23 protein-coding genes are annotated in these 24,425 nt (G+C 41.0%); 7 read left to right on the forward strand and 16 right to left on the reverse strand.

Annotation, left to right across the window (positions count from 1 at the left end; translation table 11 throughout):
- Positions 1-61: 61 nt before the first annotated feature.
- The 3 genes from CRO04_RS06945 to CRO04_RS06955 all read right to left on the reverse strand — a co-directional run bounded on the left by CRO04_RS06945 (position 62) and on the right by CRO04_RS06955 (position 1,952).
- On the reverse strand, positions 62-403 hold the full coding sequence (locus tag CRO04_RS06945; RefSeq protein ID WP_242974368.1) for a four-helix bundle copper-binding protein: 342 nt from the start codon (positions 401-403) through the stop codon (positions 62-64).
- Between the two features lie 202 nt (positions 404-605).
- Positions 606-1,520, reverse strand: a complete 915-nt coding sequence (locus tag CRO04_RS06950) for a non-reducing end alpha-L-arabinofuranosidase family hydrolase (RefSeq protein WP_097003519.1) — start codon at positions 1,518-1,520, stop codon at positions 606-608.
- A gap of 165 nt (positions 1,521-1,685) precedes the next feature.
- On the reverse strand, positions 1,686-1,952 hold the full coding sequence (locus CRO04_RS06955) for a hypothetical protein (RefSeq protein WP_097003520.1): 267 nt from the start codon (positions 1,950-1,952) through the stop codon (positions 1,686-1,688).
- 148 nt (positions 1,953-2,100) lie between these two features.
- Between CRO04_RS06955 and CRO04_RS06960 the strand changes: the two genes are divergently transcribed.
- The gene (locus tag CRO04_RS06960; protein ID WP_097003521.1) at positions 2,101-3,771 is read left to right on the forward strand and encodes a DUF2207 domain-containing protein; all 1,671 of its coding nucleotides are present in this window, start codon (positions 2,101-2,103) and stop codon (positions 3,769-3,771) included.
- A 190-nt stretch (positions 3,772-3,961) separates the two neighbouring features.
- On the opposite strand, the gene CRO04_RS06965 is transcribed toward CRO04_RS06960, so the two are convergent.
- From CRO04_RS06965 to hypB, 6 genes are all read right to left on the reverse strand, one after another.
- The gene (locus CRO04_RS06965; RefSeq protein ID WP_166432495.1) at positions 3,962-5,290 is read right to left on the reverse strand and encodes an AraC family transcriptional regulator; all 1,329 of its coding nucleotides are present in this window, start codon (positions 5,288-5,290) and stop codon (positions 3,962-3,964) included.
- A gap of 168 nt (positions 5,291-5,458) precedes the next feature.
- Positions 5,459-6,043: a TetR/AcrR family transcriptional regulator gene (locus CRO04_RS06970; RefSeq protein ID WP_097003523.1), complete on the reverse strand. Its 585-nt coding sequence runs from the start codon at positions 6,041-6,043 to the stop codon at positions 5,459-5,461.
- 22 nt (positions 6,044-6,065) lie between these two features.
- Entirely contained in the window at positions 6,066-6,872 is an 807-nt protein-coding gene (locus CRO04_RS06975) for a nitroreductase family protein (protein ID WP_097003524.1), read from the reverse strand.
- Positions 6,873-7,171: 299 nt separating this feature from the next.
- A complete protein-coding gene (locus CRO04_RS06980; protein WP_097003525.1) occupies positions 7,172-7,513 on the reverse strand; it encodes a hydrogenase maturation nickel metallochaperone HypA in 342 nt (113 codons plus the stop codon).
- 20 nt (positions 7,514-7,533) lie between these two features.
- Positions 7,534-10,224, reverse strand: a complete 2,691-nt coding sequence (locus tag CRO04_RS06985) for an FAD-dependent oxidoreductase (protein WP_097003526.1) — start codon at positions 10,222-10,224, stop codon at positions 7,534-7,536.
- 33 nt (positions 10,225-10,257) lie between these two features.
- Entirely contained in the window at positions 10,258-10,926 is a 669-nt protein-coding gene (gene hypB, locus CRO04_RS06990) for a hydrogenase nickel incorporation protein HypB (RefSeq protein WP_097003527.1), read from the reverse strand.
- A 182-nt stretch (positions 10,927-11,108) separates the two neighbouring features.
- Here hypB and CRO04_RS06995 point away from each other — a divergent pair, with 182 nt between their 5' ends.
- Complete coding sequence (locus CRO04_RS06995) at positions 11,109-11,810, forward strand: FadR/GntR family transcriptional regulator (protein ID WP_097003528.1); 702 nt, start codon at positions 11,109-11,111, stop codon at positions 11,808-11,810.
- A 58-nt stretch (positions 11,811-11,868) separates the two neighbouring features.
- On the opposite strand, the gene CRO04_RS07000 is transcribed toward CRO04_RS06995, so the two are convergent.
- From CRO04_RS07000 to CRO04_RS07025, 6 genes are all read right to left on the reverse strand, one after another.
- The gene (locus CRO04_RS07000) at positions 11,869-12,201 is read right to left on the reverse strand and encodes a hypothetical protein (RefSeq protein WP_097003529.1); all 333 of its coding nucleotides are present in this window, start codon (positions 12,199-12,201) and stop codon (positions 11,869-11,871) included.
- A 203-nt stretch (positions 12,202-12,404) separates the two neighbouring features.
- Positions 12,405-12,935, reverse strand: coding sequence for a PTS sugar transporter subunit IIA (locus CRO04_RS07005; protein ID WP_097003530.1), 531 nt, complete (start codon positions 12,933-12,935; stop codon positions 12,405-12,407).
- Between the two features lie 21 nt (positions 12,936-12,956).
- The gene (gene uidA, locus CRO04_RS07010) at positions 12,957-14,759 is read right to left on the reverse strand and encodes a beta-glucuronidase (RefSeq protein WP_097003531.1); all 1,803 of its coding nucleotides are present in this window, start codon (positions 14,757-14,759) and stop codon (positions 12,957-12,959) included.
- A gap of 47 nt (positions 14,760-14,806) precedes the next feature.
- Complete coding sequence (locus CRO04_RS07015; RefSeq protein ID WP_097003532.1) at positions 14,807-16,186, reverse strand: PTS transporter subunit EIIC; 1,380 nt, start codon at positions 16,184-16,186, stop codon at positions 14,807-14,809.
- A 100-nt stretch (positions 16,187-16,286) separates the two neighbouring features.
- Positions 16,287-17,126, reverse strand: coding sequence for a PRD domain-containing protein (locus CRO04_RS07020; protein WP_097003533.1), 840 nt, complete (start codon positions 17,124-17,126; stop codon positions 16,287-16,289).
- A 345-nt stretch (positions 17,127-17,471) separates the two neighbouring features.
- Positions 17,472-18,878 carry a glycoside hydrolase family 1 protein gene (locus CRO04_RS07025; RefSeq protein ID WP_166432496.1) on the reverse strand — a complete coding sequence of 469 codons (1,407 nt, stop codon included), beginning with the start codon at positions 18,876-18,878 and terminating at the stop codon, positions 17,472-17,474.
- 169 nt (positions 18,879-19,047) lie between these two features.
- On the opposite strand from CRO04_RS07025, the gene CRO04_RS07030 reads away from it, so the two are divergent.
- The 3 genes from CRO04_RS07030 (at position 19,048) to CRO04_RS07040 (ending at position 21,261) form a co-directional block, all read left to right on the forward strand.
- Positions 19,048-19,500, forward strand: coding sequence for a TrmO family methyltransferase domain-containing protein (locus CRO04_RS07030; protein ID WP_097003535.1), 453 nt, complete (start codon positions 19,048-19,050; stop codon positions 19,498-19,500).
- Positions 19,501-19,606: 106 nt separating this feature from the next.
- Entirely contained in the window at positions 19,607-20,575 is a 969-nt protein-coding gene (locus CRO04_RS07035; protein WP_097003536.1) for a helix-turn-helix transcriptional regulator, read from the forward strand.
- A gap of 188 nt (positions 20,576-20,763) precedes the next feature.
- Positions 20,764-21,261: a hypothetical protein gene (locus CRO04_RS07040; protein ID WP_141400952.1), complete on the forward strand. Its 498-nt coding sequence runs from the start codon at positions 20,764-20,766 to the stop codon at positions 21,259-21,261.
- A 96-nt stretch (positions 21,262-21,357) separates the two neighbouring features.
- Here the strand turns inward: CRO04_RS07040 and CRO04_RS07045 are convergent, their stop codons facing one another.
- Positions 21,358-21,759: a sigma-70 family RNA polymerase sigma factor gene (locus CRO04_RS07045; protein ID WP_097003538.1), complete on the reverse strand. Its 402-nt coding sequence runs from the start codon at positions 21,757-21,759 to the stop codon at positions 21,358-21,360.
- Positions 21,760-21,930: 171 nt separating this feature from the next.
- On the opposite strand from CRO04_RS07045, the gene CRO04_RS07050 reads away from it, so the two are divergent.
- Both CRO04_RS07050 and CRO04_RS07055 read left to right on the forward strand, forming a co-directional pair.
- A complete protein-coding gene (locus tag CRO04_RS07050; protein WP_097003539.1) occupies positions 21,931-22,773 on the forward strand; it encodes a peptidoglycan-binding protein in 843 nt (280 codons plus the stop codon).
- Between the two features lie 52 nt (positions 22,774-22,825).
- Positions 22,826-24,415, forward strand: coding sequence for a pectate lyase family protein (locus CRO04_RS07055; RefSeq protein ID WP_242974369.1), 1,590 nt, complete (start codon positions 22,826-22,828; stop codon positions 24,413-24,415).
- Positions 24,416-24,425 lie beyond the last annotated feature (10 nt).

The following is a 24,425-nucleotide window of genomic DNA, read 5'->3' on the forward strand; positions in this document are numbered from 1 at the left end:
ATGAAATATAAAAGTCCTATATGGGGGTAGCATAGGGGCTGGCAGTTTTTTGCCGTATCATCTACATTGCAGACATATTTCTGCACTCCTGTGCACAAGTTTCGCATATCTGCGCACAATCTCTGCAATGCTGATCTTTAAACATACTGCACTCGTTTGCACAGCTTTCACAGATCTTTGCACACATTCCACAGTGCTCCTTGGAATATTGCCCGTTCATAGACATCATTGATACAGACATCTGACACATCATTGCACATTCGATTAACATACTGATGCAATTCTTTCTTTGATTTACATCCGGCTCATTCAGACAGGCATGAAAGCATTCATAGCAGGCCTGAGAACATTTTGCACATGCATCAATACAGGATTGATTCTTTTTTGTTTCCATCGTAAGCATATTTATTACCTCCAATTATTTTATCAAAATTGTATTATATACAAATAGACTTATATAATACATATTATTTGTAGGCCGATGCATTTTACTATGATATACACATAATAGGGAACACCCGGTGTCTGAACGCCGGGTGTTCCCTGCCAGCACAAGCAGAACTTCCATAAGCTTGTACCAATTATAACGCTTAGGTTATTGTAACCTATCTGTAATTCTTTATCATACCTAAATCCCAGGTGATCTGCTGATATGGTCCTGACAAGTTATTCGTACCCTGAATCAGAAAATCAACCCGGTTAATATCATTGATCTCCATCTTCTGATTATAGCCGGCACGTATAAACTCACCGTGAGATACATTGGTCGTCCATCTGTCAGCATTGTAACTTAAGTTGCCTCGCCATGCCCATTTCTCAGCCACTCTGTTCCATGGACCTCCGGCACTGTAGGACTGCCATAATTCATAATATCTGCCATCTTTCATATCTTCGATTGCAAGATAATATCTGCCATCTGCTAAGGATTTATAGACATTTGCGCCCTCAAAGGTATCTGATATGGCAACGGAAGGCGAACCCCAGCCATACGGGAAACTGGAAAGTGAAGTTTTTCGTACATATAATCTATGAGAATTGTCACTTGGGGTATTATACATATAAGCGTAAGAATCATCACAGATTATATAGTAATCCCACCCCAGGTTCCCGGAGATGCCAAAGGACTTTGGTCCTGACCAGGATCTGGGATCCGCTATATTAGTTGTTGTTGCATATGCTGCACCATGGGTTCCATCCTGATATACCAGATACCATAACCGTTTCGGCTCAAAATAAAATACCTGTGGTGCACAAAAATAGCTTTCCCCGATGGAACTCATATAGGTACGCGGGGCGTTTTTCAGGCCTGAAATTGAGGATGCTGACGTATAAAGCATCTGCCAGCCGCCGCCCTGATTGGCGCCGGTATAAAAGACATGATACTTTCCTCCATAATAAACGATGGTTGGGTCTTTTGCACCATAATAATCGTAAGGCCTTGCTTGTCCATGATAAATGACCCTCTCACCCACATACCAGGTGGGATTTGAAATTGCTGTTGCACTTAATGACTTCTCCATAAAATACTCTCTCCCTTTATATCTTTTTACTGCCCTTTACCTTTGGTATTATCTTCCGCTTTTTACCGCCTCCCTTACTATCATATGCATGGGGTGCAGAAATGCTCCCCCAGAATAACAGAGCCGCAGGAATTTACGCCTGCGGCTCTTTGTGTTAAACTAATTTTAAGCATCCGGATCATGTAATACGACCGGGTTTCCCTGGGCATCCACGATCTCCATACTTCCCGGCTCACACATTACGTCCAACGGAATTTTAAAATATCCATTTTCATTCATTGGATATTCTTTTCCATCAATTCTCCATACAGATTTGCCTCCGTTTATGTGTATAGATACCTTTCCAGGGGTAAACCCATAATCTTTTAATGTATTCATTACCCAGTCATTTTGGTAGAACAATGATACACCTACTGTATCATTATTAGCCATAACCTCCTGTAAGATACAAAGCTTGCTTATAGATAGTGATATATCGGCAAAAAATGTGGTATACTCACTATAAGCGCACCGTCAGTTCGTTACTCAACAGATATGTATAAGTATCTTATAACAGTTAAATATAGACAAGGAGAAGATAATGAAATTAAAACTAAAAAGGCTTTTTGTTTTTTTTACACTTCTTGCAGTACTTTTCATTCTGAATACAGTTGAGACATTAGCAGCAGAGGATGCAATACCATCTATTAACGTTGATGTCATGCTTCAGAATAATGGTTCTGCAGTTATAACGGAAACCTGGGATGTACGCGGTGTATCCAGTGGCACAGAATATTACAAGGCGCTGTATAACATGAAAGGAATGGGCGTTCATTCTCTTCAAGTAACGGATGAGTCCGGTAAGCAATATAAGACACTGGACACTTGGGATACCAAACGTTCCAGAGAAGAAAAGTCCGGTACATGCGGCATATTAAAAACCTCCCGCGGATATGAACTCTGCTGGGGTATCGGCAATTATGGAGACCATCAATATACCATTCAATATACACTTGAGGGATTGGTAAAAGATTACGGTGACTACGCTGGATTTTACCATCAGTTTTTATCAGAGCTTTCCAGTGCTCCCGGTTTGGCTTCTGTTCGGATCCAGCTGGCAGATACACGGCTGAGTGCTGACAACGCCCGCATCTGGGCGTATGGTTTTACCGGTGAGGCGGCGGTCGGAAACGATGGCAGTCTGACTGCTATTTCTACAGAAGCCATGAAAAGTAATGAGTATGTAAATGTGCTCTGCCGCTTTGACCGAAGCTTGTTCCCCTCGGCTTCTGCAGCCGGCATGTCCTTTGAAGAATTGAAGAATTCTGCTGATAACAATAATCAGCATATGGGCATAACTATTATTTTAGTTGTTTTAGCGGCATTTATTCTTATGACCATTCTTCTAATTACCTTTTTTTATTCCCGCTACAAACTGGCAGACAAAACGACTGTGCGCCTTCCGGCAAAAAAACGCATAGAAATAAACTGGTCAATCCCTTTTGGAGGAAGCATACCTGCTGCATATTCCACGATGATTCTGCTGCGTAAGGGTATATCTTATGATAATCTTATGGGCGCATATCTGATCCGCTGGCAGGAGGCTGGATATATCCGCATGGAAAAGCGTGATCATAAACAAGAAGATGAAAAAATAAAAAATGAGGAAGCAATCGTATTTGGCCCGGACAAACCAGATGGGACTGAAGCGGAAAACATGCTGTACTTCCTCTTATCCGGCTATGCCGATACAAACCACATTCTTTGGACCTCGGATTTGGAAAAACAGGCAAAAATAATATCAGAAAAACTCACTGCATGGGCAGAAAACGTGAAAACAGAGGGAAATAATGAATTAATTCGATTAAATGCAGCAGCTGCCGATACGAAAGGTACCATACGTTTCACTTCTTCCGGTTTTGAACAGGCTGTCAGAATGCTTGGCTTTCAGAAATACCTCCTTGATATGCAAAATCAAAGCACGGGCCAGGCTTCTGAAAAATCGCTATGGGGAGATTATCTTGTGTTTGCCACTTTATTTCATATTGGAGAAGAGGTAGCGAAAAGCATGAAAAATCTTGATCCGGAACATTTTAATTCCTTCTCAGGTATGTACGGATGCACCCCTTACAGTATGATATATTTAATGACTATGACCAGCCATATCTCAAACGCTGCCACTCCAAAGGCAAATATAGATGGAACCGGAGGTATGGCAGGTTCTGTTGGCGGCGGTGGTTTTTCCGGTGGCGGCGGGGGCGGCAGCCGGTAATTGTGGCTGCTTAACCTATAGATATTATTTCAATATATGGGAGAATTCATGATGAAACAAATGAATATAATTTATGGAAAGCACTGGATATCCACAAGCTCAGCGTACTGGTATCCAGAGGTTGGCAGCCACTCACTAAAAAATTATCACTGGATAAAGCATCTGTTTTAGTCGGCGTCCGATAGCAGTTCTATACCAAAGGATACATCACCGTTATTCCCTTTTCAGGAAATCCCCAATTGTTTAACTTCCATTCTTCTATCCATTGATGACTGCCACTTGCTATCTTATTGGCAGATACATACTGATTTACTTTCAGCCAGCTTGATACCAACTGTCTGAGATTTGTATCATACGTCAGATATTTTCCGCCTTTAAATATCTTTTCCTTAATCAGATCATCTTGAAATGCAAAATCCGAATCAAGTGTAATCATGATTTCAAACCAGTATTCTTTTACTTTGGTAAATCCATGATTGTACATATAAATTTTACTTTTGCTGCAATCGAGTTTATTCTTCTCCGCCCAGTTAAGCATTACATTCCAGACTTTATGTGCAGTCTGTTCCGAGTCACTTCCGTATTCCCGATAATATGCCACACGAACGGGCTGTACCGTCTCGTTCCCATATTCAGTCTGGCTTCTTTTCACCACAGGCATGTAGAGGTTGATCCTGATATTTTCCGGTTCCTTAAAATTCCGGTTAAGAAAACCACTTTCGACCTCATGTTCTTCCAGGCACTGATGCGCTCCCATCTCATACCGGCTGATATCCAGCCAGGATACAAATCTCTGCCATGCCTTTACGATCTCACCAACTGTTGTTTCTGTCACGGCGTACAAACCGCCTTCAAAATGTTTTTTTACTACCCCCTCTCCCCTGACTTCAAAATCATCCGGTATCGTTACAACAACTTCATATCCATATGTATCATCATCTTTTGCTGAGTTTGGAATATCATAACCATACACACGGTAATCCGGCATAATATTCCCAATATTATTTTTATCAAACCATGCTTTCAGACCCATAAAAGCGTCGTTTTCCGGCGTTTTACTCACTGCCCGAAACGCAGCTGCATAAAATGGTGCAGTTTCTTTCAGTACTTTTATATCGGGATATTTCTCTGACAGTTCCTGATCCTGAATTTCAAAATATTTATCCATTATATCAACCCTCTCAAACACGTATTGTCTTTCCTGTTTTCTGAAAATGCTGGGAAGAAATCCTGTTGCTTTTTTGAATGCACGCGAGAAGGAATCGGCACTGGTAAAACCATATTTTACAGCTGTATCCAGTATGCTGCAGTCATTGGATAACAGATCCTGAGCCGCCAGGTGAATCCGCCTTAAACGGATGTATTCTTTTACATTACAACCGACAATAGCGAAAAACAGTCTGTAATAATTGGATAATGACATAAATGAGCGTTCCGCAGCTTCAGTTAAATCAATTTCTTCATATATTTTATTTTCAATATAGTTAATGGATTCTTGCATACATTCATAATAATTCATTTTTTTAACTCCTTTCGTCTTAAGACAAGAAAAGTATATCATATGAATTTATGAAAAGTCCGACTTTTTTTCCAATTATATTGTTATTACAATTAACGAAAACACTCCCTCCTAAAGCATCAAGTGTTATTTCACCTGACTGCCCAGAAGGGAGCATCTTTTTATTTATTAATTCACAATCTTCAATAGTAGTATGAAATCATCTGCTAAACAGTTTAATTTTTCCTTGCTCATTGAAGTTCTGGCATATACCCGGATGCCTAGTAATGTACAGTGCAAAATCTTGCCCAATGCCTCTGCGCTTATTTCCCGGGAAAATTCACCTGAAACCTGACCTTTTCTTACCAGTTCCCCCAAAATTTTCTCTGTTTGAGCAAATACCGCTTCTATCTTTTCTTCCACCTCCTTATCCCGAAGAGCCAGCTCAGTTGCAGCATTTACAATAAAGCACCCCCAGGGTCTCTCCTTTGTGCCATTAATCATAAAAGTAAATAAATCTTTTATTCCTTTACTGGCAGTTTCTGCTTTTAATATAACAGTCTTTAATCTCTCCGAGATACAGACAGTATAGTAATCTATAGTTTTTAAATACAGGGTATGCTTATCCCCAAACGTATCATACAGGCTTTTCCGATGGATTCCCATGTACTCTACCAAATCACTCATAGAAGTCTTTTCATATCCCTGTTTCCAGAACAACTCCATCGCTTTCTGGAGAACAGCTTCCTCTTCAAACTCCTTATTCCTTCCCATTTATTGACCTCCTGCTGCCTGTCTATTCATTATAAAATGAAACAGATAATGGCTGTCTTTCTGTGAAACGTTTGTAGCTGTACTTAGGATATCCTACCATAACGCACCCTGTTATCTGCTTATCCTCCGGTATATTTAAGAGCTTAAGCATGGGTGATCCTTCAGCGCGTGCACAAATTTCTAATAATCCGGCCCAGCATGACCCCAGATCAAGAGATGGTGCAAATAATTCAAGATAAGTTAATGAGAAAATGGAGTTTTCTCTGCCATAAGAAAAATTTTTATCCGCCAATGTCAGAATGATACTGGGCGCACCTCTTAAAATAGTATCCACTTTAGTTTCTCTGTATCCCTTTGTTATTCCTTTCAGCAATTTACCATAGATCTCATGATTTTCAACCCAGTTTACATATTCCTCTACTACCGCTTCAATCTTTTCCTTATCATCAATAATCAGGTAAGAGATTCCTTGTGTATTACTGCCAGTTGGCGCTAAGTTGGCTACCTCAACCAGCTGCAGCAGCTTTTCTCTTTCTACCGGTTTATCCTTGTAGGAACGGATGGAACGGCGTGTCCGGATGAAATTCTTTGCTTCCTGTGGACTTAGTTTTGGCATATCTCCTATCTTTGTTTGCTCTGCAAGCGGTGATTTCACATTGTCCAGGGCTTCCTTCGGACAAATAGCGACACAATGACCACAGGCAATACACCCTTCTCCATTCACCTCTACCGGACCAGATGGTTCCAGTTTTATAATTGCTTTTGGACATTCTTCTGCACATAATCCGCATTTAATACAACTTTCTTCATTTACAGTTAAAAGACCCATTTTAATTTGCTCCTTACGATATTTTTTACCGTTCCAAATTATAGAACGATCGTTCTATTTTTTTTGTCCTGAGTATACCTTTTTTAGAATGAATAGTCAAGTATTATTTTACCCATATACGGTTTTCTGCTGCAATCCCATGTCCGAAATAAATCATTAACCAGCCCATTAATTAATTCTTCCTTTATCAATCCAACTAAAAAACAGACACTTTCTAAATGAATTACCATGTCAGGTAAATTCTCATAATAGAAAACGTCTGTTTTTATGCGGACTCTTTTTAACCGTCAGAAAATATTTTAGCAGCACACGATTTCTTTAATTATCATGTCATCACCCTCTAAAATTTCCATTTCCCTGCCGCCACAGTTGGGACAGCATAAATCACTGTAGACGGCATTAAATACCCTGCCGCATCCTTTGCATTTAACAATGCCTGGAATAACGATAAGTTCCAGCTGCGTTTTTTCCATAAAAGTCTTATAGGAAGCAGCCGGCCAGCTCTGTTCTAAATATCTGGGAACCATTCCGGAAAGCTCGCCAACCTCAATGACAAGTTTGCTGACCTCTGTCACATTCTGCTCTTTTACGATACGCTCAATGGTGTGAACCATGGAGTTTAGTACACCAAGCTCATGCATTGTTACCTCTCCTCTTCTCTCTAGCTTTTTTTGACGACACTTTCCCTGAGAGTGGTGGCAGCAATCTTTCCAGTGCGTACAATTGCATTGGCGGCAATTTTGACCGGGAGCTTCTCATAGGTATTGGGAACCGTGTCATAGATGCGTTCCAGGATGATTGCATCAAATTTACATTTGGTGGTACACAAACCGCAGCCAATGCACTTATAACTGTCGATTTCTACTGTACCGCATCCAAGACAGCGCTCCGTCTCTTTCTTTAGCTGTTCTTCAGTAAATGTCATACGTTCATCCCTAAAGGTGCCTTTTTTCTCCGGAGAATGGCCTGGTCTCTGGCGTGGAGTGGTATCAAATTCCTGTATGCCGATGGCAACGTTGTTCTTATCAAAAGCATGGTATTCACGTCGGTCACGTCCATATACAAGAGACTGTCCTGGCTGTACATAACGATGAATGGAAATTGCTGCTTCCTTTCCGGATGCAATGGCATGGATTGCAAATTTAGGACCGGTAAAGCAGTCGCCGCCCACAAATACATCCGGTTCTGAAGTCTGTAAGGTCAGACTGTCAGCTATGGCAGTACCGCTGCGTTCAAGTTCCACCCTGCTTTCTGTAAGAAGTCCGCCCCATTCTATGGACTGACCGATGGAAAGCAATACAAAATCAGCTTTTACTATAATCGTATCATTTTCATCATACATCGGTTTAAAGTGGTGGTCTGCATCAAATACGCTGGTGCAGCGTTTCAATTCCACACCGGTCACCTTTCCGTCTTCTGTCAGGATACGTTTGGGACCCCAGCCATTATGGAAGGAAACGTTGTCTTCTTCAGCCTCTGCAATCTCATCCGGTAAGGCCGGCATCTCACGAAGACTCTCCAGACAGTAAAGATCAATGGCGGCAGCCCCCTGCCTTGCAGCCGTACGGGCAACGTCAATCGCTACATTTCCACCACCGATCACAACTACATTACCGAAAAGCTCTGCCTCTCTGTCAAGGTTCACATTGCGAAGAAAATCTACACCTGAAATTACTCCTTCCGCTTCTTCCCCTTCTATGCCAAGACTTCTTCCGCCCTGTGCGCCAACAGCCAGATAAAAAGCTTCATACCCTTCTTTACGGAGTTTGTTAAGTGTTATATCCTTACCAACTTCAATTCCGGTTTTAAAGGTAACACCCATTTCCCGCAGAACATCGATCTCTGCATTCAGCACCTCTTTTTCCAGGCGGAAGGAGGGAATACCCAGGGTAAGCATACCGCCCAGCTTATCTTCTTTCTCAAAAACAGTTACCTGATAACCGTCAATAGCCAGGTAATACGCACAGGATAGACCGGAAGGACCGGAACCTACCACAGCGATTTTATTTCCAAGGTGATACCGCATAGGCGGGATGAAACGGACAGATTCATCCAGTTCTTTATCCGCAATAAATTTTTTAATTTCATCAATAGAAACCGGATCATCAATATCTCCACGGGTACATTCACTTTCACAGGCATGGGGGCAGATCCGCCCACATACTGCTGGGAACGGATTTTCTTTCTTAATCAGTTCCAGTGCTTCACGGTAACGGCCGGATGCAGCAAGCTTTATATAACCCTGTACGGAGATATGAGCTGGGCAGACTGTTTTACAGGGTGAAGTACCTTGTTCCGTAACATCCTGACGGTTCTCACGGTAATCCACATTCCAGTTACTCTCTTTCCAGACATGGTCACGGGCAGTAGGTTCTGCCTTTATGGTAACAGGTGTCTTAGAGCAGAGTTTTTGCCCCAGCTTTAATGCATTTACGGGGCAGTTTTCCACACACTGGCCGCAGGCGACACAGTTATCCTTATTAACCTTTGCGGTATAGTTGGAACGTATGGAATCCGGAGTATTAAACAGAGTTGCAAGGCGCAGGGAAAAGCAGGAACAGCCGCAGCAGTTGCAGATAGCCGCAGATTCACCCAGTCCGTCGGTATGGGGCATTTCATGCATCAGACCATTATTCTCTGCATATTGAATCAGTTCCTTTGCCTCTTCCCGTGTGATCTGGCGGCCTCTGCCTGTTTTTATGTAATATTCCGCCCCTTCCCCCATCTGGATACAGATTTCATGCTCCAGATGACCACAGCCTTCATCCAAAACTCTGCGTGACTGGCGGCAGGAGCAGTCAGAAACTGAAAACGTATCATACTTATCCAGATAGTAGGAAAGGCGTTCCCATGGCTTGGTTCCCGGAATATCCTTAATGGCCTCTTCCACCGGAATGACACGCATCATTGCCATACCCTGGGGGAATTTGGCAGCCATAGGCGCAAGACGCAGCCTGGTGTATTCTTCAAAGGCTTTTCCGATTTCCGGATGTGCATTTAACTGTTCCCGGTTGTTCACCATCATTTCCAGCATGCCGGGTGCAAAGATGTTCACAAAAAACCGTTCTTTATGATCTTCCTTATCCTTCCATACTTTAACAACCCCGGTATATGCAAGCTGCCCTAACAGATCCTTCGTCTCTTTTTTACTCTTTCCGGAGCGCTTTGCCACGTATTCAAAGGTACGTGGTTTGCGCAGTCCGATAATCATGGCAATATCGGCCATATCATCTGTTACAACACAGTCCAGTGAGTAGTATTCAGGAGAGTTCCCATCAATTTTATTCATCACTCCTGCAATACCGCCTACCATTTTTGCCAGCTTTACTATTTTAGGTCTTAATTCACTCATAGTTCCCTTTCCCGCGCGTGATTTGCGCTGTTGTTATTCACACCAGGATTTTACTGCATCTCCCAGCCAGTCGGTCCATTCCTCTATGCCTTCTTCTTTCAGTGCGCTGATGGGTATAATAACCGCGTTTGGATTACGGAGACGGATATTCTCCCTGCATTTTTCCAGATCAAAATTAAAATACGGCAATACGTCCATTTTATTGATCAGTACCACATCACAGATAGAAAACATCAGCGGATATTTTAAAGGCTTATCATCTCCTTCCGGTACGGAGAGAATCATGACATTTTTTACTGCGCCGGTATCAAATTCTGCAGGGCAGACCAGGTTTCCTACATTCTCCAGTATTACAAGGTCAAGTCCTTCCGGGTCAAGCCCTTCCAGACCCTGCCGGGTCATTTCCGCATCCAGATGACACATACCGCCTGTATGAAGCTGGATCGCTTTTGCACCCGTCTGTCTGATTGTCTGTGCATCCACATCAGAATCAATATCCGCTTCCATAACGCCAATACTTAGTTCATCCTTTAAAGCATGAATCGTACGCACCAGAGTAGTGGTCTTACCAGAACCAGGACTGGACATCAGATTAAGAAGAAATACCTTCTTTTCCTTTAATTCTCCACGAAGCTTTTCCGCCTGTATGTTGTTATCAGCAAAGACACTTGTTTTTATCTCAAGAACTTTATAATCTTTCATTTGCCGCGCTCCTTTCTTTTCCTCTGCTTCTTTATCAATATTATAAAATATTCGCTGTACACTGGCAATAATGCAAAAAATAATTGTCATTATCACATAATTATTTGTTGAATCTTGGTAAGATTATATGATAAAATAGGTACAATCTCTGGTATGACCAAAACCAGAGCAAAGGGGGAAATATGGAATTTCAGAAACTTAGCTCATTAAGCTTAAAAGAAATGTTTATCCGTCAGATTCGCGACATGATTTTATCCGGAAGAATTCCGGTAGGAGGCAAATTGCCTTCCGAAAGGGAGATTGCAAAGCAGATGCAGGTCAGCCGGGCAGTGGTTAACAGCGGGTTTGCTGAGCTTGAAAAACAGGGTTTTCTGGAGATTCTTCCGAGACAGGGAGTATTCGTAGCTAATTACGGCAAAAACGGAAACATCAATACATTAAATGCCATCATGGAATATCACGGAGATACGCTTGGTCAGTCAGATATATACTCAATTATTGAAGTACGCCGGGCATTGGAACATCTGGTAACAGATTCGGTCATTAAGAATGCATCAAACGAAGAAATTCTTGGTCTGGAAGGTTTGTTAGAAGAGGTTTCCGCTGCAAAAAACATAGATGATACAGTCCTTGCCACCTTTTCATTTCATCATAAGCTTTCTGTAATAAGCAAAAACAGTATTATACCTTTGATCTACATATCTTTTAAACCTGTTGTAACACAGCTTTGGAAACGTTTTTGTCTCCGATACGGGAAAGAAGCTCTTTACGACAGTGTACTTTGTTTATACAAATGTATCAAAGAACGGGATGCAGGGGCAGCGAGAAGATGTACGAACAAACAGCTGGATGAAGCATTAGAAGGCGGTCATCAGATATATTAAACAACATTGCTGGAAAGGCAGGACCGTTAAAAAACGGTTGCCTGCCTTTTATTAAATCTTAAACTGTATTATTATTAAAACTGTCAACAACCACAATGATAATGTTATTGCTAAAATTATCACTAAAATTATTACTGAAGTTATCGCTTAAATTATCGTTAAAGTTATCGTTAAAATTATCATTTAAATTGTCTCTAAAGTTATCGCTAAAGTTATCATTAAGGTTATTGTTAAAATCATCATCTGATACCACTACACGACGGCGGTTTGCTCTGCAGTCTCTGTAGCCATTACGGTAAGCTTCTCTAAATCTTCTTTCGCACCATTCGCGATTTTCATCACGATCATTTCTATAATAATATCTATAGCAGCTGCGATTACAACAACACATAAATCCCACTCCTTTCTTAATTAGAGTACACTATACATTATGCAGAAATCAGACAAGTAGTGAACCCTCCTTCTTTCAGCCATTGTTTTATAGATCTAAACTGCCGGTCTGTTATAAGAAAGATAGAATAATGCAAAAAATCGTGGGCAGCTGCCCACGATTAAAATGATTTATCTATATCTGTTATTACTCCCCTGAAATAATTACTGAAAATTAAACAGCGGTTCCAGAAGTTCAACCGTACCCATATGAGGCTCGCTCATAGTGCCTAATAAAGATGCATTGGGTACAAGCACCATAGTGGTTGTCTGATAGCCTTTTTCTTTAATCTTCACACAATCAAATTCTACCAGCAGCTCCCCTGCCTTCACATGATCTCCCTGCTTTACTACAGCATGAAAACCATCTCCTTCCAACTGCACTGTGTCGATTCCGATATGAAGTAAAATCTCCATTCCGTCTTCGGTCTTCATACCAATTGCATGCCCGGTAGGAAATACGGATACGATTTCTCCATCAACTGGAGCATATAGTTTCCCTTCTTCCGGATCAATGCCTACGCCTGGTCCCATCACTTCTTCTGCAAAAACCGGATCGCTTACCTTAGAAAGCGGCATTACAGTTCCCTTTAAAGGGCTGTAAACTGTTTTTGTCTCACAGGTTATACTCTTAACAACAGGAGTACCTGATTCTTTTTTCTCTTTATTACCAAATAAATTATCTAAAATTCCCATTCTATTTTGTCCTTTATATATTTATTCCAAAGATTCCCAACGGTTTTTTAATACAAATGCAGCACTTTTTGGCTGCCTTACCCGATTGAAAATTCCTTTTTTATTACCGTTTACACGCATGATTCCCTCTGTTGTCTGGAAATCAGCAAAGTTCCAAACCAATTCACCCTGTATAAAATCAAACTCATCAAATATTTCAAAATTCATATCCAGATATTCGTTCTGATACTCCTGGCTCCACATAATACTTGGCAGTTTATGTTCTGCAGCCATGGTATCCGTACCAAACTCAGTGAATACAAACGGAATATTCAAATTCTTATCTTTCCACTTATTCATCTCGACCAGGAAGGCTTCTCTTGCATCAACAAGCTCCGGTCCTCCTTTAATATACCACCCGTAATACCTGTTTAAACAGATAAAATCACAAAGCTGATAACACTGGCAGATTTCAGGCTGGCTGTTCTTCTCAAACGCTCCGGTCAACGGACGTTTCTGGGGATCCAAAAGCCTTGCAGCATCAAAAATCCTGGTAAAATACTCTTTCGACTGTTCACTGGTCGTTTCCGGTTCATTAAACAGACTCCAGGCAATTACACTGGGATGGTTTTTATCCCTTACAATCATCTCTTCCACTGCCTGAAGATGGGCCTTTAACAAATTAGGTACGGTAGGTGTTTCAAAGAATCTTGTAAACTTACCTGTTCCTGCATCTGCAAAGTTTCTGGTAGATCTCATCATACCCACAGCAGGAACCTCATCAATAATCAAAAAGCCTTCTTCATCTGCAAACTGATACCACTCTTCCGCATATGGATAATGACTGGTACGAAAACAGTTGGCACCAATCCATTTCATGCATTCAAAGTCTCTCTTTAATACCCCCCAGTTGAAACCTCTTCCAATCACTTCAAAATCTTCATGTTTACCAAACCCTTTCAGATAAACAGCTTTTCCATTAATCTGAATCTCTTTTCCTTCAATTTTTACAGTACGGATGCCGATTTTAGAAGAATATTCATCAATCAGTGTTTCCCCATCCCAAATACGCATGACTGCCTGATAAAGATATGCTTTGCCTACATTCCACAGATGGGCTTTGGAAACGGTGACACTGCCCTGCTTACCTGTACTTTTGGCTGCCAGCTGCTTATCCTCATCAAAAAGCTCAAAGGAAACCTCATGATCTCCGTTTGTCATAATCTCATAACGGACAACTGCATCTTCTCCGTGTAATTCATATTCCACACTGAAATCTACGATGGATTCCTCAGGCTTTGAGACAAGCCATACGCTTCTCTGAATTCCGGAGTAATTGAAAAAATCAAAATAAGGCTTGGCCAGTTTCCTTCCGTCACTGAGCACAACAGTGGCTCCGCAGGGAAGACTTTCTTCATTTAATTCATTATTTGCCTTTACGATAAATGTGTTTACTTCACCAAATCTTACGTGATCCGTTACTGTGGCAGCTACCGGCAGAAAACCGCCCTCATGTGCTGCTGCCAGATTTCCATTACAATAAACCCAGGCACGGTGGGTAATGCTTCCGAAACGGATTTCCAGCTCCTGTTTCTCCCATTCCCGTGGCACAAATACTTCCGTCTCATACCAGAAGTCTCCGCAGAAATCCCTCTCTTCCTTTGTTGTAAAGAAATCTGAAAAACTGGCGGGAACCGGCATGGAGATGGGGTCTGGCAGCTTATGCTGCCAGCCCTCCTGCAGTCCTTTTTCCTCCGGATCAAACCGGAATTTCCACATGCCATCCAGCGAGTACGCCATTCTTGCCTGGTTGCTGCATGGATACAATTCTGAAAAATTCAGCATCTTTCACTCTCCTGTTATCTTTTTATGTTGTTAATTTCATTCGTCTTTTATTGTACATCATTTTTATACGTAAAGAAATAAGTAACCAGAAATACAACGACAAAAGAAAACGAAATTGAAATAACGATAGCCGGACCTGCCATAGCAAAAAGGGCGGGAACTGTTAAAAGGTTGACTGGAACCTGTGCAGTACGGATACAGCCTGCAACAGCAGCAATAATACCACTGAGTCCGTTAATTACAGCCATACCAATAAATATTTTACGGTTTTTCATTAAAACACCGTAGATACCTGGCTCTGTTATACCACCAATCAGAGCTGAGATAAAAGCGGAACCGGATACTAACTTCATATCTTTATTTCTTGTTTTTAAGAATACTGCCAGACATGCTGCTGCAATACCAAAGTTAGCACCAAATGTGGCCGGTGAGATGTAATCATATCCTAATACGGAATAGTTGTTCATAATGATAGGTACAAATCCCCAATGCAAACCAAACACGATAAACAGCGGCCATAATGCGCCCATAGCAAATCCTGCTACTGCTGGAGAGAAAGTAAATACTGCCTGAATTCCTCCAGCAATCCCTCTGCTCACCATATCAGTAACCGGTCCGATCACAATCAAAGCGGCAGGGAAAACAATAGCAAAATCCATTATTGGAATAACAATGCTCTGAATAATCTTAGGAATTATTTTCATCAACCCTTTTTCCAGTTTCGACTGCGCATAAACGGTTAAAAGAATCGGCAGTACAGAACTTGGATAGCTGATCAGTTTCACAGGAATTGAGAAAAATGTAACTGCAGCTTCCTTATCAGCGAACAGAGCCGTCATGGAAGGATAACACATAGCGCAGGCGATTGCCATCGAAATAAACGGTTTTGCACCAAATTTCTGTGCTGCACAATATGCCAGAAAAACAGGAAGGAAATAAAAAATACCATCTGATGCAGCATAAAGTATGGTATAAGTGGTAGAAGTTTTATCAAGCAGGGACAGGGTTGTGAATAATACAAGAAAACCCTTTAAAAGTCCTGCACCGGCAAATGCTCCCATAAAGGGCATAAATATGCCGGAAATAAGATCTGTCATCTTCTCCATAAAACTGTTCTTTTTGTTTTCTGATGCTGAATTACCTGCTCCCGTTGGTTCATTCTGATTTTTGTCCCCAATTGAAGTACTCAGCAGAATCTGGTCATAGACATCTTCAACGTCACTTCCTATTACAACCTGATACTGACCGGCTGCCTGCATTACCTTAATAACACCCTTCATATTTTTCAGTGTTTCCGTATCTGCTTTGCTTTCGTCTTTTAATTTAAAACGAAGCCGTGTGATACAATGGGTCAGGGAATTAATATTTTCTTCCCCACCAACATGTTCTACAATATCTTTGGCTAATTTTGAATAATCTGCCATCATGATACCTCCCTAAAATTTTTTATCAAAAAAGCCTGGTTATCCTCATAAAAAGAGAGTATAACCAGGCTTTGCTGAACTAAATCATAACACTGCCTAAAAGCTAACTATTTTTTAATTGTGACAAATGAACTGCAAGATATACCAATTCATCGTGTCCTGCTTTGTAATGATACTTATCTTCAATATACTTGCATACCTTCTGGCTGCATCGGTATTCATCGGGATAGTTTCGCAGTAACTCCTCTAACATGCGCGCTCCGCCATGTTCTTTATAATAATACTTTTTCATGACACGCTGCGCAAAAAATTTCAAATGAGTCATATACCGATAATAGGGAAGCGAATCTTCCTTAACATGAAAATTCAGTTCTGACATAATCAGATCATTGAGTTCACTCACCATAACAATCATTTTTTTAGCATTTCCGCTTATCTGATTATGCCGTGCTGTTACAAAATGCATGGCTACAAACCCAGCCTCATCATTGGACAGGCGGTACCCGAATTTGGTCTCCAGTAAGTCCAGCATCTTTTGTCCAACCTTATATTCGTCCGGATAAAACCGTATGATGTCATGAAGAATCGTATTGGGTACAACAAACCCCTGCTGATAATTTTCCACAGCATGATAAATATGATCTACAAGGGAAATGTGAATGGTTTCATTAAGAGTCATATCAAAAACCTGAACTGCATAATCAATCACATCTTCTGCCACCATAATATATTCCTGTGGCACTGTATCTAGTATTTCCCGAAACTGACTTTTATGATTTTTGTCTTTCAGAATAAACTGCTTTTCAACCCGCTCCTGATCGATGGCATCACCGATACGGCTTTTAAATCCAAGCCCGCTGCCTAACAGCAGGACATCCTGTCCATTTTCATCGTTTGATATCACAGCATTTGTATTTAATATCTGTTTAATAACCATTTTCATAAAAGTTTCCTCGATCTCATTGTGTAAATAAAACAAACTGTTACAGATATATGATAACAAAAAAAAACAAGTATGCACCAATTAAAACAGATGCAGACTTGCCTAATTTAATAGTAACACTCCTGTAAACTACCTAAAGCTTATCATAGGAGCGTTACAAAGGCAATCGGTATTTTAAACAATATTATTCAGTACATTTTGTACACTTTTACGAAATTTATTCATTCACCACTATGGATTTTTTATATTTTAATCGCTACACTCCTGTAAACTATTTTATATTAGCACAGGAGTGTTATTAAAAACAACCAGTATTTTAGCTGATGTAAAACATTTTATACACTTTTACAGATTTTCCCCATTGGAGGCAATCACATTTTTATACCATTCAAATGATTTTTTCTTATATCTGTTTAATGTACCTGTTCCATCATCGTTTCGGTCAACGTAAATAAAACCATACCTTTTCTTTAATTCTGCGGTTGAAGCACTGACTAAATCAATGCACCCCCAGCTGGTATATCCCATAACAGGAACTCCATCTTCTATGGCCTCCCTGACCTGGATTAAATGATCTCTTAAGTAGTTAATCCGATAATCATCAAGAACGGTCTTTGTTCCATCCGGCTGTGTCACCAGTTCATCAACCGCTCCCAGTCCGTTTTCTACAATAAACAGAGGTTTCTGCCACCGGTCATAAAACTGATTCAGTACATAGCGAAGCCCCTGAGGATCAATTGCCCACCCCCATTCACTTTTCTTCAGATACGGATTAGTCACCCCGCCCATGAGATTTCCTTCTCCTTCCTGTGCCCTGGTGTGGTCAGCTGCTTCGCAGATACTCATATAATAACTGAATGATACGAAATCCACCGTATGATTCTTAAGCAGTTCTTCATCCCCAGCCGCCATTTTTATCTGTATATTATTCTCTTTGAAATACCGTTTCATATATCCCGGATACTGGCCTCTCACATGCATATCCCCAAAAAATGTATTCATATGATCCGATTTCATGGCTGCAATCACATCATCCGGGTTTGAGGTCAGGGGATACATAGGCATACTTAAAATCATACAGCCGATTTTACTGTCAGGCATCAGTTCATGACCAATTTTCGTTGCAAGAGCACTGGCTACCAGTTCGTGATGAACAGCCTGATAAAGATCCTGTTTATCTAACTGGCTCTTATCCGTATAGATTCCGCCGCTTAAAAATGGTTCATGGAGCACGGAGTTAATCTCGTTAAAAGTCAGCCAGTATTTTACTTTTTGGCCGTAACGCTTAAAAATAGTTCTGACATACCGCTCATAGAAGCTTATCATCTCCCTGTTAATCCAGCCGTCGTATTTTACTGATAAGTTTAACGGCGTCTCATAATGAGAAATGGTTACGAGAGGCTCAATTCCATATTTTAACAGCTCATCAAACAAATCATCATAAAACTGCAGCCCTTTTTCATTGGGTTCTTTTTCGTCCCCATCCGGAAATATGCGGCTCCAGGCAATTGAGGTACGGAAAACCTTAAATCCCATTTCCGCAAAAAGTTTAATATCGTCCTTATATCGATGATAAAAATCAATTCCGATCAGTTTCATATTATCCGGAGTCGGTTCTTTTGTTACAGGACCTTTAATACCATGAGGTGTCACATCCTGAGTGCTTAACCCCTTTCCGTCTTCGTTATATGCTCCTTCACACTGGTTTGCAGCCACTGCTCCTCCCCACAGGAATCCATCTGGAAATTTCATAAAAATTAGTCCTCCTTTTGTTATTACTGAGATGTCGACTATAATAACAGATTTTTATTAAATAAACAACCTGATAAAACAATTAATAAAATGAACAGAACACAAAAAATTTGAAGTATTTTTAAACTATGTTTATAATAAAGGAAAAAACCAAAGGGGGGATAAATTGATGTTCCAAATAGGTGAATTTTCTAAGCTGACGCAGATAACAATTCGTATGCTGCGATATTATGATGAAGCGGGACTCTTGAAACCTGCAGAAATTGACCCATGGACAGGGTATCGCATGTACTCGGTGGAACAATCCCGCTCCACGCTGCAGACAGAGAAACCCTATAAAGGTGCTCCCGAAGTAATTGGTGTTTTTGCCACAAGATCACCTCTCCGTCCAAATCCCATTGCATTGACAACTGTAGATGTTATCCACATCGATTATGAAAAAGGGGTGATTCAAATTGCGTTTATCGACGCTTACGATAATACCCCCGTGCTTGACATTAAACCCTATACACCAAGCTTTGACAGAGTGGAAACTCCAGTCGTTCCGGCATGGTGCAGTAATTGGCCTAAAAGTATAGAAGAATCCGCCAGTTTTCCCTGGGACGAAGTATTTACCTTTTAGGGAGAACTTATAGCTAAAAGAAATGATTTCAGCAAGTGAAATCAAGAATTGTAAATTCCAATCCGTTATAATTCTTTTAGAACGATTAAACGAGGTGAACATACAAATGTACGAATGGAACAGGCAGATTCAGCTAATTGTTGATGAAATTGATGAATCAATCAGACAGCATCATGATGAACCACTGACGCTGCGTTTTCTTTCCCGGAAACTTGGTTATTCTGAATTTCATACTACCAGAAAGTTCAGGGAAATATCGGGTATGCAGTTTAGAGAATATTTACGGCTCAGGAGGTTAGCTTTTGCTTTAAAAGAGGTTCGTGACAGCGGTAAAAGTTTTTTGGACATAGCTTTTGATTACGGTTTTTCATCACACGAAGCATTTACCAGAGCTTTTAAAAATTCCTATGGTATAACTCCTAGCGAATATCGGAAAAAGCCAAAACCAGTTGTTCTTCGTACAAAAATAACCCCTTTTGACCGCTACTTTTTAGGATTAGGAGAGATTGGCATGATGAAATCTGCAAATGATGTTAAGATTTATTTTGTTACCATCCCTGCACACAAATTCTTGCACATTAAAAACTATGAAAGCAATGGATACTGGGATTTCTGGCAGAAGCAAAGTCTTATACCAGGGCAGGACTGCGATACTATCTGCGGCCTGTTGGATAGTATCAAGGGCAAATTAGATGACGATGGCGGAAACCAGTCAAACAGCAGCAGCGGTCAGATTATGGCCTACATGAATGATCCAAAGGGACGGCTCTGCGATTGGGGATTTTTGCGTACAGAGTGCTATGGTGTACGGCTTCCTTTTGATTACAATGGAGAAATACCACCGCAAATGCTGTTGATTGATGTCCCAGAAGCTGAATATCTTGCTTTTGAACATGGACCATTTAATTATGAACAGGAAAACCGCAGCGTAGAAGAAAAAATTGAAAAAGCAATGGCAGACTTTGATTTTTCAGGCACAGGCTACTGCTTTGATACTACTCCCGGCAGAATGCTTTACTTTTATCATAATCCGGAAAAGTTTTGGAAATATATCAGACCAGTACGGAAGTTCTAAATCTGTTTTTATTTAATTTTTATTAATTTGAATCAACCTCCACTTCATGGTAAAATATAATACATTACACAGCGTCAGGACCTGACGATCTGATATATGAGGTGAAAAAGATGAAAATAAGAACTGTTTTATGTATCTGTTTATCCGCGGGACTCTTGCTAAGCGGGTGTGCAAAAGGAGCTGACCGTATGATTCAACAAAAAGAAAGTACCGTCCATAATACGACCAGCGAAACGTTACCGCCAACCAGTGAGACTGTTCCGCCAGCAAGTGAAACAACACAAGAAACCACATCCGGTCATGTCAAATCAACTGTCCAATTGTATGAAGGGACTTATTTTGATGAGGGCGTTTACAAATATGTAGATATTCCAGAAACAGAATCTCCGTTTGTATATTGTGAAATCGAGATCAGCCATATTACTGATACCTCATTTGATTTTACTATATCCGAAATTGTTATGTCGACTGGTGAGAGCACGGTTATCTTCCCGTCCAGTACAGCTTTTTTCACAGGAGATGGCAGCGAAGCCACTTATAAAGGAAAGGACCAGACCCTGCATTTCGAATTTCCTCATGATCAGGACCTTTACCCAATCATACGTGATATGAAGATTACCGGCTTACCTAAATTAGAAGGAAATACTTATATCAACAATAATATTCCAGGACATGAAGCCGGATAACTCCACTCGGACAGAAAGAAGGAGGCAGTAAGCGATTCATTTACTGTCTCCTTTTATCTTCTGTGGTTTTTTAACAATCCGGTATACCAGCTCTGCTCACATAGTAAAATGGTTCAATGCATGATTATGAATGTTATAAACCTGTCTCAGACTATAGTTAGTTATTTCACTGATCTCCTCCCATGTGTATCCAGAGATATACTTTAACAAAAGTATATTTTTCTCTATTTCACAATCCATCCGGTCCACATTTTTCACGATTGTTCTGCAAATCTGATTCTTATCTTCCATTTGCTTTTTAAAACATGAAACTATATCCGTCATTTTCATATCCACCCGGTCTGTACCAAAATCTCCTGACAGAACAGGCAGCGACAGCTTTTGTTCCTCTTGCACATGAATCAGCAAATCACCCAGCGTCTTTACGGAAAAACTGAGCGCCTGATAGGATTGCAAGTAAGCTTTTTTCTGCTCTTTCTTTTCAAATTTACCATTCATCCAGTTACCCTCCTTAAGTTATTTACTAAGTAAAAAAGGTGGTTGGGAACAGTTTGTAAACCAAAAGCCTTTACATTGTATTGCATACTGCAATGATTGTAAAATTCAGTTATAGAAAACGCGGATCCGATTTTCTGTAACTAAACATTCAAATAAACAGGAGGTATAAATATGGGTAAAATTGAGATCGCTGCAAAATGGATGATTGATCTGGCTGACGATAACTCACATGGCTATGATCAGACGCATAGATGGGGACCTGACTATGATTGCTCTTCCGCCGTCATCACAGCATGGGAGAAAGCAGGTGTGCCCGTTAAAAGTAACGGAGCTGCAGCTACCGGTTCCATGTACAGGCCTTTTCTGAAATGCGGGTTTTCTGACGTTACTGATCAGATCACACTGAGTTCCGGCAAAGGATTAAAATATGGTGATGTACTGCTAAAGACCGGAACCAGCGGACATACTGCCATGTATATCGGCAGCAGTAAAATTGTACATGCCAGCATTAATGAAAAAGGAACTGCTACCGGTGGAAAAACCGGTGATCAGAATGGAAAAGAAATCTGTGTCCGTTCTTACTACAACAAACCATGGACCTATGTTCTGCGTTATACCGGGAGCGGTGGCGGATCAGACGGGGACAGTACCATCAGAAGTTTTCAGATCTGGCTTAATAACAACTATTCAGCCGGATTAACCACAGATGGCGTATATGGAACCAATACAAAAAAGGCTGCTACGAAAGCGTATCAGAGAGTCCTTGGTGTAACTGCCGATGGTATTTTCGGTGCAAACTCAAAAGCTGCCGTGAAAACACTGAAATCAGGAAGTAAAGGAAATGCAGTTCATCTCCTGCAGGGAATGCTCTATTGCCGGGGATATAATCCCAATGGAGTAGATGGGATCTTTGGCTCCGGAACAACAAACGCAGTAAAGAGATTCCAGTCCGCCAAAGGGCTTGATCCCGACGGACTTGCCGGTGCCAATACGATGTATGCGCTTTATAATTAGCTGCCAGCCAACACGGCAAAAGGCTATACTGTATGAAATGAGGAGAAAAAATATGGAAGACAAATTAAATATTACAGAGAGCGGAGGCTGGTTTGAAAGCGCTTATATCAAATGGACTCCTGTCAGCAGCGCAGTTTCCTGCAAGGTGTATGTAAAACCTTCGCATGCAGCCGATTCTGCTTATGTGCAGATTGATAATGAATTAATACGAAGGTATTCCGCCTGTTGGAGAGCAGATGCGGCAGGTCTTACAGCCGGTCCATATGTTATGAAGACGGAAGTAATCCTCCCTGACGACACCAAACAAAGCACTGTTTCAGGCACTCTCACCGTAAGTGCAAACGACAGAACAGGGTTTGCTTTTTCAGGTAATTCTGAATATAAAACCGGGTCTGGTGCATACAAAGAAAACGGAACACTAAAAGATAATGCGCAAGTGATTTACGTGACTTCTGATACAGCAAAAACCGTAACACTTGATGTCGCAGTGAACAGTTCCGGAAAAAAACAGACAGGTACCGGTATTGGTGAAATTTTAAAGCTGCGTCAGAAAGGATATGATACAACTCCCCTTGCGATCCGTTTTATCGGACAAGTTACAGACGATGATATGGCTGGGCAGCTTAACAGCAAAGGATACCTTGAGGTAAAAGGAAAATCTTCCTGCAAAGAGATGAACATGACTCTGGAAGGCATTGGTGACGATGCAACCGCTTATGGATGGGGAATCTTAGTGAGAAACTGCGGAAACTTAGAAATCAGGAACCTAGGAATTATGCTGTTCCCGGACGACGGAATTTCACTTGATACGGCAAACTGCAATATCTGGGTGCATAACAATGATATTTTTTACGGAAAAGCAGGTTCCGATGCGGACCAGGCGAAAGGTGATGGCTCTGCCGATGTTAAAAGCGGATCCACTTATATCACCCTCTCCTACAATCATTTCTGGGATTCTGGAAAATGTTCTCTTTGCGGAATGAAAGATACGGAAGAATTTTTCGTAACCTATCATCATAACTGGTACGACCATTCCGACTCCCGCCATCCCAGAATCAGGGCAGCCTCCGTACATATTTACAACAATTTCTTTGACGGAAATGCCAAATACGGAGTTGGTGTTACGAAAGGAAGTTCCGCGTTTGTGGAAGCAAACTTTTTCAGACATTGCAAATATCCTATGATGAGTTCCTTACAAGGTACGGATACTTTGGGTAAAGGTACGTTTTCCGGCGAAAACGGCGGTATGATCAAAGCATTTAACAATCATATAGAAAATGCCTCAAGCCTGATCTATGCAAACTCCAATGCCGGAACAACAGGGAACGATGCAGTATCCTTTGACGCTTATCTGGCGTCTGCAAGAAATGAAACCGTACCAGCTTCTTATAAAACTTTGGCTGGAGAGACTGCTTATAACAATTTTGATACCAGCAGGGATATAGGCGTCACCCCTTCTGCTATTGATCCTTTGGATCAGGTGAAACAAATCGTTACAACAAGTGCCGGGCGCTTGGACCAGGGTGACTTTACCTGGATATTTGACAACGCAGTGGATGACGTTTCTTATGATTTAAATGCAGCTTTAATGTCAAAAATAAGAAGCTATGTCACAGACCTTAAATCAGTAGGAGGGGAATAATCCCCAGTAC

This window comes from Lacrimispora amygdalina, from assembly GCF_900205965.1.
Classification (GTDB): domain Bacteria; phylum Bacillota; class Clostridia; order Lachnospirales; family Lachnospiraceae; genus Lacrimispora; species Lacrimispora amygdalina_A.

Excerpts from the sequence above, each read along its gene's own strand:
- CRO04_RS07000 (WP_097003529.1), bottom strand. The coding sequence starts at position 12,201 with ATGTGTTGTTGTAATCGCAGCTGCTATAGATATTATTATAGAAATGAT.
- CRO04_RS07005 (WP_097003530.1), bottom strand. The coding sequence starts at position 12,935 with ATGGGAATTTTAGATAATTTATTTGGTAATAAAGAGAAAAAAGAATCA.
- CRO04_RS07020 (WP_097003533.1), bottom strand. The coding sequence starts at position 17,126 with ATGAAAATGGTTATTAAACAGATATTAAATACAAATGCTGTGATATCA.
- CRO04_RS07055 (WP_242974369.1), top strand. The coding sequence starts at position 22,826 with ATGGAAGACAAATTAAATATTACAGAGAGCGGAGGCTGGTTTGAAAGC.
- CRO04_RS07030 (WP_097003535.1), top strand. The coding sequence starts at position 19,048 with ATGTTCCAAATAGGTGAATTTTCTAAGCTGACGCAGATAACAATTCGT.
- hypB (WP_097003527.1), bottom strand. The coding sequence starts at position 10,926 with ATGAAAGATTATAAAGTTCTTGAGATAAAAACAAGTGTCTTTGCTGAT.
- CRO04_RS06960 (WP_097003521.1), top strand. The coding sequence starts at position 2,101 with ATGAAATTAAAACTAAAAAGGCTTTTTGTTTTTTTTACACTTCTTGCA.
- CRO04_RS07050 (WP_097003539.1), top strand. The coding sequence starts at position 21,931 with ATGGGTAAAATTGAGATCGCTGCAAAATGGATGATTGATCTGGCTGAC.
- CRO04_RS06980 (WP_097003525.1), bottom strand. The coding sequence starts at position 7,513 with ATGCATGAGCTTGGTGTACTAAACTCCATGGTTCACACCATTGAGCGT.
- CRO04_RS07025 (WP_166432496.1), bottom strand. The coding sequence starts at position 18,878 with ATGAAATTTCCAGATGGATTCCTGTGGGGAGGAGCAGTGGCTGCAAAC.
- CRO04_RS06950 (WP_097003519.1), bottom strand. The coding sequence starts at position 1,520 with ATGGAGAAGTCATTAAGTGCAACAGCAATTTCAAATCCCACCTGGTAT.
- CRO04_RS06955 (WP_097003520.1), bottom strand. The coding sequence starts at position 1,952 with ATGGCTAATAATGATACAGTAGGTGTATCATTGTTCTACCAAAATGAC.
- CRO04_RS07035 (WP_097003536.1), top strand. The coding sequence starts at position 19,607 with ATGTACGAATGGAACAGGCAGATTCAGCTAATTGTTGATGAAATTGAT.
- CRO04_RS07015 (WP_097003532.1), bottom strand. The coding sequence starts at position 16,186 with ATGATGGCAGATTATTCAAAATTAGCCAAAGATATTGTAGAACATGTT.
- uidA (WP_097003531.1), bottom strand. The coding sequence starts at position 14,759 with ATGCTGAATTTTTCAGAATTGTATCCATGCAGCAACCAGGCAAGAATG.
- CRO04_RS07045 (WP_097003538.1), bottom strand. The coding sequence starts at position 21,759 with ATGAATGGTAAATTTGAAAAGAAAGAGCAGAAAAAAGCTTACTTGCAA.
- CRO04_RS06970 (WP_097003523.1), bottom strand. The coding sequence starts at position 6,043 with ATGGGAAGGAATAAGGAGTTTGAAGAGGAAGCTGTTCTCCAGAAAGCG.
- CRO04_RS06975 (WP_097003524.1), bottom strand. The coding sequence starts at position 6,872 with ATGGGTCTTTTAACTGTAAATGAAGAAAGTTGTATTAAATGCGGATTA.
- CRO04_RS06985 (WP_097003526.1), bottom strand. The coding sequence starts at position 10,224 with ATGAGTGAATTAAGACCTAAAATAGTAAAGCTGGCAAAAATGGTAGGC.
- CRO04_RS06945 (WP_242974368.1), bottom strand. The coding sequence starts at position 403 with ATGCTTACGATGGAAACAAAAAAGAATCAATCCTGTATTGATGCATGT.
- CRO04_RS06965 (WP_166432495.1), bottom strand. The coding sequence starts at position 5,290 with ATGAATTATTATGAATGTATGCAAGAATCCATTAACTATATTGAAAAT.
- CRO04_RS06995 (WP_097003528.1), top strand. The coding sequence starts at position 11,109 with ATGGAATTTCAGAAACTTAGCTCATTAAGCTTAAAAGAAATGTTTATC.
- CRO04_RS07040 (WP_141400952.1), top strand. The coding sequence starts at position 20,764 with ATGATTCAACAAAAAGAAAGTACCGTCCATAATACGACCAGCGAAACG.